The 12,514-nt window shown below is 62.4% G+C and carries 16 protein-coding genes; 8 read left to right on the plus strand and 8 right to left on the minus strand.

The features are described 5' to 3' along the window. Positions 1 to 73: 73 nt before the first annotated feature. The gene (locus L0962_RS06200; RefSeq protein ID WP_234085476.1) at positions 74 to 631 is read left to right on the plus strand and encodes a polymer-forming cytoskeletal protein; all 558 of its coding nucleotides are present in this window, start codon (positions 74 to 76) and stop codon (positions 629 to 631) included. Between the two features lie 115 nt (positions 632 to 746). Further along, positions 747 to 2,411, plus strand: coding sequence for an energy-dependent translational throttle protein EttA (gene ettA / locus L0962_RS06205; protein WP_234085478.1), 1,665 nt, complete (start codon positions 747 to 749; stop codon positions 2,409 to 2,411). A gap of 131 nt (positions 2,412 to 2,542) precedes the next feature. Here ettA and L0962_RS06210 read toward each other — a convergent pair whose 3' ends face one another. Both L0962_RS06210 and L0962_RS06215 read right to left on the minus strand, forming a co-directional pair. Then, positions 2,543 to 2,695, minus strand: a complete 153-nt coding sequence (locus L0962_RS06210; RefSeq protein ID WP_234085479.1) for a hypothetical protein — start codon at positions 2,693 to 2,695, stop codon at positions 2,543 to 2,545. 108 nt (positions 2,696 to 2,803) lie between these two features. Further along, on the minus strand, positions 2,804 to 3,082 hold the full coding sequence (locus L0962_RS06215; RefSeq protein WP_234085480.1) for a hypothetical protein: 279 nt from the start codon (positions 3,080 to 3,082) through the stop codon (positions 2,804 to 2,806). Between the two features lie 111 nt (positions 3,083 to 3,193). On the opposite strand from L0962_RS06215, the gene L0962_RS06220 reads away from it, so the two are divergent. Genes L0962_RS06220 through L0962_RS06235 form a run of 4 tightly spaced genes read left to right on the plus strand, consistent with a single transcriptional unit; the run spans position 3,194 to position 7,078 of the window. Next, positions 3,194 to 4,027 carry an SAM-dependent methyltransferase gene (locus L0962_RS06220; protein WP_234085482.1) on the plus strand — a complete coding sequence of 278 codons (834 nt, stop codon included), beginning with the start codon at positions 3,194 to 3,196 and terminating at the stop codon, positions 4,025 to 4,027. A gap of 7 nt (positions 4,028 to 4,034) precedes the next feature. Then, positions 4,035 to 4,454, plus strand: coding sequence for an MAPEG family protein (locus L0962_RS06225; protein WP_234085484.1), 420 nt, complete (start codon positions 4,035 to 4,037; stop codon positions 4,452 to 4,454). Positions 4,455 to 4,460: 6 nt separating this feature from the next. Next, positions 4,461 to 6,365: a U32 family peptidase gene (locus L0962_RS06230; protein WP_234085485.1), complete on the plus strand. Its 1,905-nt coding sequence runs from the start codon at positions 4,461 to 4,463 to the stop codon at positions 6,363 to 6,365. Continuing rightward, positions 6,362 to 7,078 carry a zf-TFIIB domain-containing protein gene (locus tag L0962_RS06235; RefSeq protein WP_255680654.1) on the plus strand — a complete coding sequence of 239 codons (717 nt, stop codon included), beginning with the start codon at positions 6,362 to 6,364 and terminating at the stop codon, positions 7,076 to 7,078. Before L0962_RS06230 ends, L0962_RS06235 begins: the two co-directional genes overlap by 4 nt. A 55-nt stretch (positions 7,079 to 7,133) precedes the next feature. On the opposite strand, the gene L0962_RS06240 is transcribed toward L0962_RS06235, so the two are convergent. Both L0962_RS06240 and L0962_RS06245 read right to left on the minus strand, forming a co-directional pair. Next, the gene (locus tag L0962_RS06240; RefSeq protein WP_234085488.1) at positions 7,134 to 7,631 is read right to left on the minus strand and encodes an OmpA family protein; all 498 of its coding nucleotides are present in this window, start codon (positions 7,629 to 7,631) and stop codon (positions 7,134 to 7,136) included. A 44-nt stretch (positions 7,632 to 7,675) separates the two neighbouring features. Continuing rightward, positions 7,676 to 8,227 (minus strand): YaeQ family protein, encoded by a 552-nt coding sequence (locus L0962_RS06245; protein ID WP_234085489.1) that lies wholly within the window; start codon positions 8,225 to 8,227, stop codon positions 7,676 to 7,678. Between the two features lie 105 nt (positions 8,228 to 8,332). Between L0962_RS06245 and L0962_RS06250 the strand changes: the two genes are divergently transcribed. Continuing rightward, positions 8,333 to 8,896, plus strand: a complete 564-nt coding sequence (locus L0962_RS06250) for a DUF3617 family protein (protein ID WP_234085490.1) — start codon at positions 8,333 to 8,335, stop codon at positions 8,894 to 8,896. A gap of 4 nt (positions 8,897 to 8,900) precedes the next feature. After that, complete coding sequence (locus L0962_RS06255) at positions 8,901 to 9,125, plus strand: hypothetical protein (protein ID WP_234085492.1); 225 nt, start codon at positions 8,901 to 8,903, stop codon at positions 9,123 to 9,125. On the opposite strand, the gene L0962_RS06260 is transcribed toward L0962_RS06255, so the two are convergent. The 4 genes from L0962_RS06260 to L0962_RS06275 form a co-directional block, all read right to left on the minus strand. Then, positions 9,122 to 9,970: an HDOD domain-containing protein gene (locus L0962_RS06260; RefSeq protein ID WP_234085497.1), complete on the minus strand. Its 849-nt coding sequence runs from the start codon at positions 9,968 to 9,970 to the stop codon at positions 9,122 to 9,124. The two genes, L0962_RS06255 and L0962_RS06260, sit on opposite strands and share 4 nt — an antisense overlap. Further along, positions 9,970 to 10,296: a hypothetical protein gene (locus L0962_RS06265; protein WP_234085498.1), complete on the minus strand. Its 327-nt coding sequence runs from the start codon at positions 10,294 to 10,296 to the stop codon at positions 9,970 to 9,972. Before L0962_RS06265 ends, L0962_RS06260 begins: the two co-directional genes overlap by 1 nt. Before the next feature lie 84 nt (positions 10,297 to 10,380). After that, positions 10,381 to 10,692 (minus strand): hypothetical protein, encoded by a 312-nt coding sequence (locus L0962_RS06270; RefSeq protein WP_234085499.1) that lies wholly within the window; start codon positions 10,690 to 10,692, stop codon positions 10,381 to 10,383. A gap of 146 nt (positions 10,693 to 10,838) precedes the next feature. Next, positions 10,839 to 12,506: a ShlB/FhaC/HecB family hemolysin secretion/activation protein gene (locus tag L0962_RS06275; RefSeq protein ID WP_234085500.1), complete on the minus strand. Its 1,668-nt coding sequence runs from the start codon at positions 12,504 to 12,506 to the stop codon at positions 10,839 to 10,841. Positions 12,507 to 12,514 lie beyond the last annotated feature (8 nt).

Genomic DNA, 12,514 nt, shown 5'->3' on the forward strand with positions numbered 1-12,514 from the left:
TAAATAATTTTCTGGCACGCATCTCGCAACAGTGTCACGGCGACCCCGTCGCTCATTGCCACAAGGAGAGTCCATGTTCATGAAATCCTCTGCGCCGACGCGCAACGAGCCGATCACCCGCAAGGAAGTCCGCAGCGTGCTCGGATCCCCTGCCCCGGCGCCAGCCACCCCGCCCCCGGAGCCGGCAAAGACCGGCCCGGTCAACGTCCAGCCCGCCCCTGAAACCCCGTCGAAAACCACCGAAACCACCGCCGACAAACCGATGGGCGCCCGCCTGATCGTCGGTCCGGACGTCAAGCTGAAAGGCGCCGAAATCCTCGACTGCGACACGCTGGTCGTCGAGGGACGGGTTGAAGCGACGATGGACAGCCGGATCATCCGCATCGCCGACCAGGGGACTTTCTCCGGCAAGGTCAGCATCGACGTCGCCGAAATCCACGGCAGCTTCGACGGCGAACTGACCGCCCGCTCGCAACTGATCATCCACAGCACCGGCAAGGTCAGCGGCAAGATCCGCTACGGCAAGCTGGTGATCGACGAAGGCGGCGAACTGTGCGGCGACATCAACGCGCTATCGGCCGAGCGCGGCTTTGCCGAGCCGGCGCTGCCGCCACGCGTAGCCAACGGCTGATTTTTCGCGCCGGAGGGCGGTCGACCGCAACCGGCGTCACGGTCGACCGCCAACGCTGGTCATTTCCTGCGAAGCCTCGTAGACTCTGCCGTTTTACGTTTTTCAGGCTAGCGCAATGGCTCAATATGTGATGTCGATGCTCCGTGTGAGCAAGATCGTCCCGCCCAAGCGGCAGATCATCAAGGATATTTCCCTGTCCTTCTTCCCCGGCGCCAAGATCGGCCTGCTCGGCCTGAACGGCGCCGGCAAGTCGACGGTGCTGAAGATCATGGCCGGCGTCGAGAAGGAATACGACGGCGAAGTGCAGTGGCAACCGAACATGAGCATCGGCTACCTGCCGCAGGAACCGCAGCTCGACGCCGAGAAGACGGTGCGCGAGGAAGTCGAATCCGCGCTCGGCGAAGTGATGCAGGCGCAGGCCAAGCTCGACGAGGTCTATGCCGCCTACGCCGATCCGGAAGCCGATTTCGACAAGCTGGCCGAGGAACAGGCCCGCCTGGAGGCGATCATCGCCACCTCCGGCGCCGACGTCGAACACCAGATGGAAATCGCCGCCGACGCGCTGCGCCTGCCGCCCTGGGATGCCAAGATCGGCAATCTATCGGGCGGTGAAAAGCGCCGCGTGGCGCTGGCCAAGCTGCTGCTGTCCAAGCCCGACATGCTGCTGCTCGACGAACCGACCAACCACCTCGACGCCGAATCCGTCGAATGGCTGGAACAGTTCCTCGTGCGCTTCCCCGGCACCGTCGTCGCCGTCACCCACGACCGCTACTTCCTCGACAACGCCGCCGAGTGGATTCTCGAACTCGACCGCGGCGAGGGCATTCCCTGGAAGGGCAACTACTCTTCCTGGCTGGAACAGAAGGAAGCCCGCCTGGAGACCGAAAACAAGCAGATCGACGCCCACATGAAGGCGATGAAGCAGGAACTCGAATGGGTGCGTTCCAATCCGAAGGCGCGCCAAGCCAAGTCCAAGGCCCGCCTGGCCCGCTTCGAGGAAATGTCTTCGCACGAATACCAGAAGCGCAACGAGACGCAGGAAATCTTCATTCCGGTCGGCGAGCGCCTCGGCGACCAGGTCATCGAATTCAACGGCGTCACCAAGTCCTTCGGCGACAAGCTGCTGATGGACAACGTCAGCTTCACCATTCCGCCCGGCGCCATCGTCGGCATCATCGGCCCGAACGGTGCCGGTAAATCGACGCTGTTCAAGATGATCACCGGCCAGCAGCAACCGGATGCCGGCGAGGTCAAGATCGGCCAGACGGTGAAGATGGCCTACGTCGACCAGTCGCGCGACTGCCTCGACGGCAACAAGACGGTGTTCGACGAACTGGCGCAGGGCAGCGACATCCTGCAGATCGGCAAGTTCGAGATGCCGTCGCGCGCCTACATCGGCCGCTTCAACTTCAAGGGCGGCGACCAGGGCAAGCTGGTCGGCAACCTGTCCGGCGGCGAACGCGGCCGCCTGCACCTGGCGAAGACGCTGATGGCCGGCGGCAACGTGCTGCTGCTCGACGAACCGTCCAACGACCTCGACGTGGAAACCCTGCGCGCGCTGGAAGACGCCCTGCTGGAATTCCCCGGCTGCGCACTGGTCATCTCGCACGACCGCTGGTTCCTCGACCGCATCTGCACGCACATCCTGGCCGCCGAAGGCGAGTCGCAATGGACCTTCTTCCCCGGCAACTACCAGGAATACGAAGCCGACAAGAAGGCGCGCCTGGGCGAAGAAGGCGCCAAGCCGAAGCGCATCCGCTACAAGCCGATCACGCGCTGAACCAGCTTTTTTGCGTATTGCTGCGGTCGACCGCAGCAATGCATCAAAATTGCCGATTGGCCGCAAGACAACCGGAAACGCGAAGGGCACCCGAAGGTGCCCTTTTTTATGGCAAGCCGGCTGACCGGCGATCAGGGAGAATCCGGCACCACCCGCCGGAAGAACAGCCAGTAGGCACCGGCGATCGCGCCGGCCAGCGCCAGTTCGAACAGGAACGGCAACTGCCAGGTCATCACCCCCAGCACAGCCAGCCAGAGCAGGTATACGACAATCCGGATTGCCATCGCCACGCCCCCTCCCCGGGGCTCATGCCAACGCGCATGAAACGAAAAACGGGCGCCAAACTTGCGCCCGTCATATTTTCCCCTGCACAACGGGGAAAAGTAAAGCGGTCAGTGCTTGAGGCTGGCGGAAAACACCGCCTTGCTCTTTTCGGAAAACTGGAATTCGGCGAAAGCGCGCTCGATCTCGGCGAGATTGCGTCCTTCGGACTGGTCTGCGAAGCTGATGCCGATGCTCTTGCCGTTGGCCGCCAGGGTCTGGAAAGCGAACCGCCAGCGTTGGGCTTCGGCCAGACGCTCGCGCAGTTCCGCTTCGTTGGAAATCGAGATGCCGGCCTTCTTCAGGGAATCCAGGAATTGTTCGAAGGATTCGTTGCTCAGACTACCCATTTAAATCTCCGTCAGGTTGCGGTGATTGATCACCTTGTGGCGAATAACGAGACGATACCGATTCGGTTGACACAAAGCCTTATAACTTTTCCGAATGCGATAATCACGCCCATGAAAAAGCAGAATCCTCCCGCCGCCATCCCGGAAATCCGCCCCGGGCAGTCCATCGAACTGCTCAAGGAACTGCATATCCTGACGCGCGACGGCAAGCTCAACCAGGACAGCCGACGCAAGCTCAAGCAGGTCTACCATCTCGCCCAGTTCATCGAGCCGTTGCTGGAGGGCATGGAAACCCTGGCCGATCACGGCGCCGGCAAGTCCTACCTCGGCTTCATCCTTTACGATCTCTATATCAAGAGCCGTGCCAGCGGCGAAGTGATCGGTATCGAAACGCGCGCCGAACTCGTTGAAAAATCAAGGGAACTTGCCGAAAGACTGGCCTTCCCGCGGATGCGTTTCCTGGCCTGTACCGTCGAGGATGCCCTGACCTCGACGGCCCTGCCCCCCCGGGTGGATGTCGTGACAGCCCTACACGCCTGCAACACCGCGACCGACGATGCGATCCGTTTCGCACTCGGCCGACAGGCCAGCCATGTCGTGCTGGTCCCTTGCTGCCAGGCCGAAGTGGCGGCCACGATGCGCGCCCACAAAGCCGAGTCGCTGGCGCAGACGCCGCTCGCCGAACTGTGGCGCCACCCGATCCATACCCGGGAACTGGGCAGCCATCTGACCAATGTCCTGCGCTGCCTGCTGCTGGAAGCCCACGGCTACAGCGTGACCGTTACCGAACTGGTCGGCTGGGAACACTCGATGAAGAACGAGCTGATCATTGCGTCGAAAACAGCCCAAAACGGTGGTCGACCGCGCAAGAACGCCCGTGAGCGGGCGGCAGCGATCCTGCGCGAGTTCAACATCGAAAGCCTGGCTCCGCGCTTCATCTACTGAGCCGACGATGCCGCAAACCGCGATTCTCCTGCCGGTGATGGCCCTGATGGGCTGGACCTTCCTGATCCTGCTGCTGATCCTGTGGCGGCGCGTGCGGGCTGGCCTGGCCGGAGAAGTCCGGGTGTCCGACTTCCACTGCGGCGAATCGGAAAACGTTCCGGATCATGTCCGGCTGGCCAACCGCAACTACATGAACCTGCTTGAATTGCCGGTGATTTTCTACGCCCTGGCAATCATTCTGTACGTCAGCGGGAACGTTGATGGGACTTGCGTTGTCCTTGGCTGGGTCTACGTTGCGCTGCGCATCGCGCACAGCGTCATCTCGCTGACCTGGAACAACGTCCTGCACCGGCTGGCCGCCTTTGCCGCCAGCAATTTCTGTGTCCTCGGATTGTGGCTGAAACTGCTCGCCGCAATCGCATTCTGATCTGCCATGACCGCCTCCCCCCGCCATCCTCTCGAACTCCTCGCGCCGGCCAAGAACGCCGAATTCGGCATCGAAGCCATCAAGCACGGCGCCGACGCCGTCTACATCGGCGGCCCGGCTTTCGGCGCCCGCTACGGCGCCGGCAATTCTGTCGCTGAAATCCGACAGCTGTGCGACTACGCCCACCGTTTCCGGGCCAAGGTATTCGTCGCGCTGAACACCATCCTCAGCGATGACGAACTCGAGGACAGCCGCCGTCTGGCCTGGGAACTTTACGACGCCGGCGCCGATGCGCTGATCATCCAGGACATGGGCCTGCTCGAACTGGATCTGCCGCCGATTCAACTACATGCAAGCACCCAGACCGACATCCGCCACCCGGAAAAAGCCCGTTTTCTGGGCGCCGTCGGCTTCTCGCAGATCGTTCTGGCGCGCGAGATGAGCATCGACGAAATCAAGGCGGTAGCGCGGTCGACCGACATCGCACTGGAATATTTCGTTCATGGCGCGCTCTGTGTCGCTTTTTCCGGACAGTGCTACATCAGCCATGCCCACACCGGGCGCAGCGCCAACCGCGGCGAATGCTCGCAGGCCTGCCGGCTGCCCTACACGCTGGTCGACGACAAGGGCAAAACGATCACTGAAAACCAGCATCTGCTGTCGATGAAGGACAACAACCAGTCGGACAACCTGCTGGCGCTGATCGAGGCCGGCGTCTCGTCGTTCAAGATCGAGGGCCGGCTGAAGGACCTGTCCTACGTCAAGAACATCACCGCCCACTACCGCACGCTGCTCGACGAGATCATCGCCGCTCACCCGCAATACGAGCGGGCTTCCAGCGGCCGGTCGACCTTCTCCTTCACGCCGCAGCCGGAGAAGACCTTCAACCGCGGCTATACCGACTACTTCGCCGGCGGCCGCCAGGACGACATCGGCGCCTTCGATTCGCCGGCCTTCGTCGGCGAGCCGATCGGCGAGGTCGTCGACATCGGCGACGGCTGGATTGCCGTGAATACCGGCGAAACCTTCCACAACGGCGACGGCGTCTGCTTCCACGACGCCCATGGCGAAGTCCAGGGCATGCGCATCAACCGCGCCGAGGGCCGAACGCTCTATCCGGCAACGATTCCGGCCGACCTCAGCGTCGGCACGACGCTGTTCCGCAACCGCGACCAGGCCTTCGAACGCGCGCTGGAAAAGGATTCGGCCGAACGCCGGGTCGCCGTCGCGGTACGTTTTGCCGAACACCCCAAGCATTTCGCGTTGACGCTGAGTGACGAAGACGGCGTGACGGTCACGGTCGACCTGGCAAAAGACGGAAAAATCGGCGTCGACCGCGCCGACAACCCGGACGGCGCGCTCGCCAGGCTCCGGGAAAACCTCGCCAAGTTCGGCAACACGATGTTCATTGCCCAGGCCGTCGAGCTGCAGCTGGACGACGCGTGGTTCCTGCCGGTCGGCGCGATCAACGCACTGCGCCGCGACGCCGCCGAGCGCTTGCTGGGCGCCCGCCTCGCCAGCCACCCGCGCCCGCCGCGGTCATGCCCCGAAGAGCCGCCGGCAATCTACCCGCAGCAGGAACTGAGCTACCTCGGCAACGTCTTCAACGCCAAGGCCCGCGCCTTCTACGAGAAGCACGGCGTAACGCTGATCGAGGACGCCTACGAGGCCGGCCAGGAAAAAGGCATGGTCTCGCTGATGATCACCAAGCACTGCCTGCGCTACAGTTTCAACCTCTGCCCCAAAGAGGTGAAACACTTGAAACCCGACCCGATGACGCTGATCAACGGCAACGAGAAACTGGTCCTCAAGTTCGACTGCAAGGCCTGCGAAATGCATGTCGTCGGCAAGATGAAGAAGGGCGTCGTGCTCAACCTCGGCGCCGTGCGCCCGACCGCCGCCTGCGGATGACACCGACGCCCTGCCCCTCCTGCGGCCAGACCATGGCCAAACACCGCTTCGCCCGGCAATTGCATGGCGAGGTCGTGCTCGACATCTGTTTTCCCTGCCAGGGCATCTGGTTCGACGAGTTCGAAAGCGTACAGATCGCGCCGGGCGGCATCATCGACCTGTTCAAGCTGCTGCACCAGCACCGCGACGATCTGCGCCAGCCGCTCGCCGAACCGCTGCACTGCCCGCGCTGCCGCGACCGGCTGCTGCAGGGCCTGGACGTCAGCAAGCTCGGCGGGCGATTCAATTACCACCGCTGCCTGCAGAAACACGGGCGCTTCTCGACCTTCGGCCAGTTCATGATCGAGAAAGGCTTCGTCCGCCAGCTGGCGCCACTGGAAATCGAAGCGCTGGCGGCCCGCGTCGGCATCGTTCGCTGCAACGGTTGCGGTGCGCCGATAGACATCCGCCACGACCACGCCTGCCCGCACTGCAAGGCAGCCATCGCCGTGCTCGACCCGCAGGCCGTCGAACAGGCGCTGGCCCGCTACCAGCAGGCCGAGGTCAAGCGGACGACCGTCGATGTCGAAGCGCTCGGCGACGCCATCGTGATGCGCGAACGGGAAAAATCCCGCGCCCGCCGCGCCAACACGGCCAACGATATCGGCACGCTCGATGTCGCCGACCTGATCGGCAGCGGCATCTCGCTACTCTCGCGCCTGCTGCGCGATTGACGCCGCACCAAAGAAAACGGCCCCGCAGGGCCGTTCGGGGAAGACGCGAAAGCGCTTACTGAACGCGCACTTCGACGCGCCGCCCTTCTTCCGCCGTACCAGTACCCAGCGTCGATTCCGGCTTGCGCAACTTGATGCGCTCGACCGGCACGCCGCCGGCGACCAGCGCTTCGCGCACCGCCAGCGCCCGCTGCCGGGCCAGTTCGGCGTTTACGGCCGCGTCGCCCGACGCATCGTGGAAGCCGGACAACAGCACGACGCCCTCGCCGGCCCGAGCCGCCAGCGCTTCGACGATACGCAGGATGATCACGCGATCCTCGCTGGCCAGCACGGCCGAACCGACGGTGAAATAGACCTTGGCCAGCGCGTCGCCGACCGGCACGATATCGACCTCCTCGACCTCGACGACGACCGCGGCCGGCACAGCCGGCGCCGACGACGCGCCGCTTGCCCAGACCGCCAGCCCGATGACCAGCGCGATGACGCCGCCCACGACGAAAGCCAGAACCCCGAAAACCACCCCTTGTGTTTCGTTATCGCCCTGATCGGACATGCTGCAACCCCTCTCTAAACGGTTGGAAAAATGGTGCCCGCATTCTACGCGGACTGCGCACTCAACAATGTTTCAGGTGTGATCTGCAGCGACCGCTCGCCGCTGGCCAGCCAGATCGTCCCTTCCTGCACCGTGCACGACAAGCGCATGCCGCGCTCGGCGAGCTTGCCCAGCGCCGACGTCGTTTCGGCATCGAGGCGCAACACGGTCAGATTGTCGAACCGGGCCAACTGCGGCGAAATCTGCTGCCACCAGACGTCGACCGCACGCGCGCCGTAAGCCAGCACGACGGCGCGCTCGGCGCGGTTGCAGGCCTTGCGGATACGACTTTCGTCCGGCTGACCGACTTCCAGCAACAGCTTGACAACACCGCCCGGATCGACCTCGGCCAAAGCCGGCTCATCGTCGCTCGACAACCCCTTGCCGAAGGAAAGATCGGGCCCGGCATGCAGCGCAAAGGCGAGCACCCGGACCATCATCCGATCGTCGGTTTCCGAGGGATGACGGGCGATGGTCAGCGCATAGTCGGCAAAATGGCCGCGGTCGAGGTCGGCAACCTGCAGTTCGGCCTTGAAGATGGTGGATTTGAGCGCCATTCGCGGCCCCGTGCAAAAGGCGCGATTATCCCACGATGAATTTCATGACGCTGCCGGCAAAGCCGTTTACGATGTATCGCACATCAAAACGTCTGGAGAACCGACATGACCGCGCCCCGTTTCGCTTCCCGCCACGCCGTTTTTCTGCTCGCCGGCCTGTTGACCGCAGGCGCCCAGGCCGCCGATGTCCCTCAGCGCAAATCCGGCCTTTGGGAGATCAACACCCGGATGTCCGGGATGCCCGCCGGCATGCCGGGCCAGGGGCCGATCCAGATGTGCGTCGACCGGAGCAGCGACGACGTGTTGAAGGAACGCGCCGAACGCGACGGCAAACGCAACTGCCCGGTCATGGAAGTCAAACCCGGCGCCGGCAAGGTGACCGTGCACAGCGTCTGCAAGGACGGCCGGACGACGATGACCACCGACGCCGTGATGACCGGCGATTTCGACAATAGCTACCGCAACGACATGGTCACCCGCTTCGACCCGCCGCAGAACGGCATGAAGGAAATGAAGATGGTTCAGGAAGCCCGCTGGCTCGGCCCCTGCAAGAAGGGCCAGAAACCGGGCGACGTGATCATGCCGGGGATGGGCAAGTTCAACATGCAGGAAATGATGAACGACCCGCAGGTACGCGAGGCGATGAAGCGCCAGCCACAGGCCCGCTGAAAACATGCTGGCGATGGCCGTCGACCGCAGGCGCTGCGCTGCCTGCCAGCGCTGGTCGGGACAGCGGCAAGCCGCCGAGCAGCCGGGCAGCGTGCTGGTCGAGGCCGAAACGGCCGTCGGCCTGTGTCTGGGCGGTCCGTGGAACAACAGCGAAAGACGCGCCCGCTCGGCCTGTGGGCACTGGACGATCTGGCCGGACTTGCTGCCAGCCGACGGCGGGAACGGCTAAGCCGGCGCGAAGGTCTTGCCCAGGTAGCGGGCACGCGCCTCGATGCGGCCGAACAGGTAATTGAGATCCTGCGTCCAGTCGACGCCGATCAGCGCGCAGGCCGTCTGCGACAGATAACGCACCCGGGCCTCCTCCTGACGAGTCAGATCGAGCGCGTTGGTCAGCGCCTCGGCCACGTGCGTCACCGCCACCAGCTTCTCGCCCGGCGGATGCTCGTCGTGATGATGCTCGATGGCCGCCACCACCGCCTCCGGCAGCTTCCAGGCCCGCGCCAGCACGCCGCCGATAAAGCAGTGATCGACGCCGAAATAGGCCCGCTCGGCTTCCTGGATATCGCAACCTTCGTCGCCGGCATTGATCACCATGCGAACCATCTGGAACTCCAGCGGATGAAAACGCGCCATCCACAACTGACCGATGTCGTGCAGCAAGCCGCAGACCAGCGCGTAATCCGGCGACACGTGAGCGATACGCGCCAGTTCCTGCGCCGCCACCCCGACCGCCAGGCTGTGCTCCCAGAAATAATGGCTCATCCGGCTTTCGTGCGAGAACTCGGCCAGACTGACGCCGAGGACGATCTCGCGAACCCGGGCAAGTCCGATCAGGGAAACCGCGACCTGCATGTCGCGTAGATCGCGCTGGATGCGCGACCCCATCACCGCCGCGTTGGCGATCGACAGCACGCGTGCGGTAATCACCGGATCGCGTCCGACCAGCTGGATCAGCGCACCGATCGTCGCGTTCTCGTCGTCCAGTGTTTGCAGCAGTTCGTTGACCACCGACGGAAAGGCGGGCAGCAAACCGGCCCGCTCGATGATTTCGCGTTCGCTCAGCTGCAGTTGCATCAAAGACTCCGGTAGGCAAGCACTGCCCGATACAGCCCGTCGAGCGCCGGATGTTCCAGATTGGCTTGCGAAAAGATACGGTCCAGTCGTGCCTTATGCTGAAACAGATCGGCTTCGCGCTCCTCGTCGCTGCGCGGATCGTCTTCGACGATGCAGAGGAACTCGCCGTGACGCATGGCAATCTGACGGATCGAGGTTTCGGTCAGTTCGTGGCCGGCCGGCAAGGTGAAATTGGTGATGCCGTGTTCGGCCAGCGCCAGCGGCGCCCCCAGCACCATGCCCTCGACCACGTCGGAAATCGGCAGGTAACGCAGATGTTTGTTCATGCCAGGGCCGTCACAGTGTGAAACATGACTTCATCCTAAGCCACAAATAACAAAAAATCAACAATTGATATTTTTGATATTTACTTAGGCAGTCACGCGATTGAGCAACAAGGACAGCTCCGGATAATACCCGTTCACACTGACTTCGATACGCCGCCCGATGCTCACCGCCTCCGCCACCTCGCGCGCCGCCGGGGAGCCGGAGAGCAGATCGGAAAAACATTCGCCGGCATCGACCAACAGGAACAGCTTGACCAGCAGATCGCCGCAAGCGCGGTAATACGCCGGATCGAGCCGGACGCCGTGGGCGCCGAAATCGCAGACATCGAGATAATGCGCGGCGGCCGTGGCACTGGCCTCCATGGCACGAAGCTCGTATTCGCTGAACCGGGACATGATCCTGCTCCTTCGTAAAATCCTTGTGTCGACTGTATTTACGGCAGCAGAAGGGAAAATCTTAGGAAAAATGATGTCGACCGCAAAAGTCTCGACCCTGAAAAAAAAAGGGCTTCCGAAGAAGCCCTTTTTTTGCTGCACCGCTATCAGTTGAAAAGATAACCCACCGTAAACCAGACACGGGGATTTCGGTCGGCGGTATCGGACTGCGCTCTGCCACCATGGTTTTGCCAAGCGACGTTTGCATCCATATTCCAGTTGTTTCGCTGGTAACGCAGACCGAGACCGGAACCCGAGATGGAGCGATAGTTATCGGATACCGGCGTCGTCAGACTGGCAGGATTCGCGTTGAGTCTCGACTTTCCGCTATCGTGAAAGACATAGGGAACGAAGGCCCCCACGGCATAACGCAATTCAAGCTGAGCCAACCACCCCTCGTCGGCATTGCCTTCACCACTCGGATAGGCCCGCACGCCATAAGCGCCACCGAGGCTGAAACTCTCGGAGGAATCCAGGTTCTTGTTCGCCCACTGCCCCGAAAAACGGCCAAACAGCGTAAAGCCAGCCGGCAAGGCCTGCAGACGGGCGACATCCAGATTGATCTTGTTGAAATTGCCTGCCGTATGCTGACCGCTTGCCGTATCGCTGGCCATCAACCCGCCATCCAGGATCAGACGGCCCCGCGTGTAAGCCAAAGCCCCGTAGGTGATTCCGCCACCGAGCACCCCGTCGCGGTGATCAAAAGTCAGGGAAATCGGCAACGCGTTACTCGACTTCTGATCGTCGCTAGCCGTAGCTCCTTGCTCATCGCGCAAGCGCTTGTGCTGATACGTCAGGCTGACAGCCAGATTGCTGCGTTGCGAGCGCACAAGCGGATAGCTCAACCCAAGGCTACTGACCTTTGCCGTACCGGTGGCATCCAGGCTCTCGAAATCCTTGGCCAACTGATAGTAGGTATGAGCGTAACCGGCATTCAGGCGCAGGCCGGAAACACCTACTGGCAAGCTGTAACCCAAACTACCGAGCCACATGCGCTCTTCGGTGTATAGCGTGCGCAAGCTGAACTGGTCACCCAGTAAAAATGGGCTGTTCCATTGCAGGTTGGCCCGCAGACGATGCTCGCCAGTGTAGCGGTTGCCATGATTGTCGACGCCTAGATCACCGGTAATCGGTGCAGTACGCTCGACTTGAACATCCAAATCCCCTGTGCCGATCGTCTCGCCAGGACGAATGATCGGCGTCGTTCTGACGCCAGGGAGATCGTCGAGCAACAGCGTGGCTCGCTCAAGTGGCTGGCTTTCGATCACGGAACCAGAGGCCAGCGGCGAAAGAAAACGCTGGGCTCGCGTATCGCCCAAAGCCTGCACCTTGCCATAACGCCCCTCGACGACCTCGATGCGCAGGCGGCCTTCACTCAGCGCCTGAGGAGGCAGGAAAGCTCTGGCAAAAGGATAGCCCTGCGCATGGTAGTAAGCACCAATCGCATTCGCCAGGCCACGTAGCCCTGCAAAATCGTAGGACTTGCCGACAGCATCCCCCAGCACCGCGCGCAATGCGTCTTCACTGAATAGCGTGTTTCCCGAAAAGCCTATCGACTGGAGAACAATTTGCTGGCCACCGGGCTGTACGGAGGCAGGCTGTGGCGGCTGAATTTCCACCGTCGCACCCTGCTTTGGCGCGATGCTCGGCTGCTGGTTCAACTCTTGCAAGCTGCGACCAGCATCGGGCGCCTGCTGCGCCAGGACCGATATGGGAAAAGCCATCGTGATCGCCGCAGCAATCACATGCAGGATCAGTGGTTTGTTTTTCTGCATGATTTCTA

It is taken from the genome of Azonexus sp. R2A61 (genome assembly GCF_021401135.1).
GTDB lineage: Bacteria > Pseudomonadota > Gammaproteobacteria > Burkholderiales > Rhodocyclaceae > Azonexus.

Excerpts from the sequence above, each read along its gene's own strand:
- L0962_RS06210 (WP_234085479.1), bottom strand. The coding sequence starts at position 2,695 with ATGGCAATCCGGATTGTCGTATACCTGCTCTGGCTGGCTGTGCTGGGG.
- L0962_RS06220 (WP_234085482.1), top strand. The coding sequence starts at position 3,194 with ATGAAAAAGCAGAATCCTCCCGCCGCCATCCCGGAAATCCGCCCCGGG.
- L0962_RS06245 (WP_234085489.1), bottom strand. The coding sequence starts at position 8,227 with ATGGCGCTCAAATCCACCATCTTCAAGGCCGAACTGCAGGTTGCCGAC.
- L0962_RS06250 (WP_234085490.1), top strand. The coding sequence starts at position 8,333 with ATGACCGCGCCCCGTTTCGCTTCCCGCCACGCCGTTTTTCTGCTCGCC.
- L0962_RS06275 (WP_234085500.1), bottom strand. The coding sequence starts at position 12,506 with ATGCAGAAAAACAAACCACTGATCCTGCATGTGATTGCTGCGGCGATC.
- L0962_RS06230 (WP_234085485.1), top strand. The coding sequence starts at position 4,461 with ATGACCGCCTCCCCCCGCCATCCTCTCGAACTCCTCGCGCCGGCCAAG.
- L0962_RS06200 (WP_234085476.1), top strand. The coding sequence starts at position 74 with ATGTTCATGAAATCCTCTGCGCCGACGCGCAACGAGCCGATCACCCGC.
- L0962_RS06260 (WP_234085497.1), bottom strand. The coding sequence starts at position 9,970 with ATGCAACTGCAGCTGAGCGAACGCGAAATCATCGAGCGGGCCGGTTTG.
- L0962_RS06265 (WP_234085498.1), bottom strand. The coding sequence starts at position 10,296 with ATGAACAAACATCTGCGTTACCTGCCGATTTCCGACGTGGTCGAGGGC.
- L0962_RS06225 (WP_234085484.1), top strand. The coding sequence starts at position 4,035 with ATGCCGCAAACCGCGATTCTCCTGCCGGTGATGGCCCTGATGGGCTGG.
- L0962_RS06270 (WP_234085499.1), bottom strand. The coding sequence starts at position 10,692 with ATGTCCCGGTTCAGCGAATACGAGCTTCGTGCCATGGAGGCCAGTGCC.
- L0962_RS06215 (WP_234085480.1), bottom strand. The coding sequence starts at position 3,082 with ATGGGTAGTCTGAGCAACGAATCCTTCGAACAATTCCTGGATTCCCTG.
- L0962_RS06255 (WP_234085492.1), top strand. The coding sequence starts at position 8,901 with ATGCTGGCGATGGCCGTCGACCGCAGGCGCTGCGCTGCCTGCCAGCGC.
- L0962_RS06235 (WP_255680654.1), top strand. The coding sequence starts at position 6,362 with ATGACACCGACGCCCTGCCCCTCCTGCGGCCAGACCATGGCCAAACAC.
- ettA (WP_234085478.1), top strand. The coding sequence starts at position 747 with ATGGCTCAATATGTGATGTCGATGCTCCGTGTGAGCAAGATCGTCCCG.
- L0962_RS06240 (WP_234085488.1), bottom strand. The coding sequence starts at position 7,631 with ATGTCCGATCAGGGCGATAACGAAACACAAGGGGTGGTTTTCGGGGTT.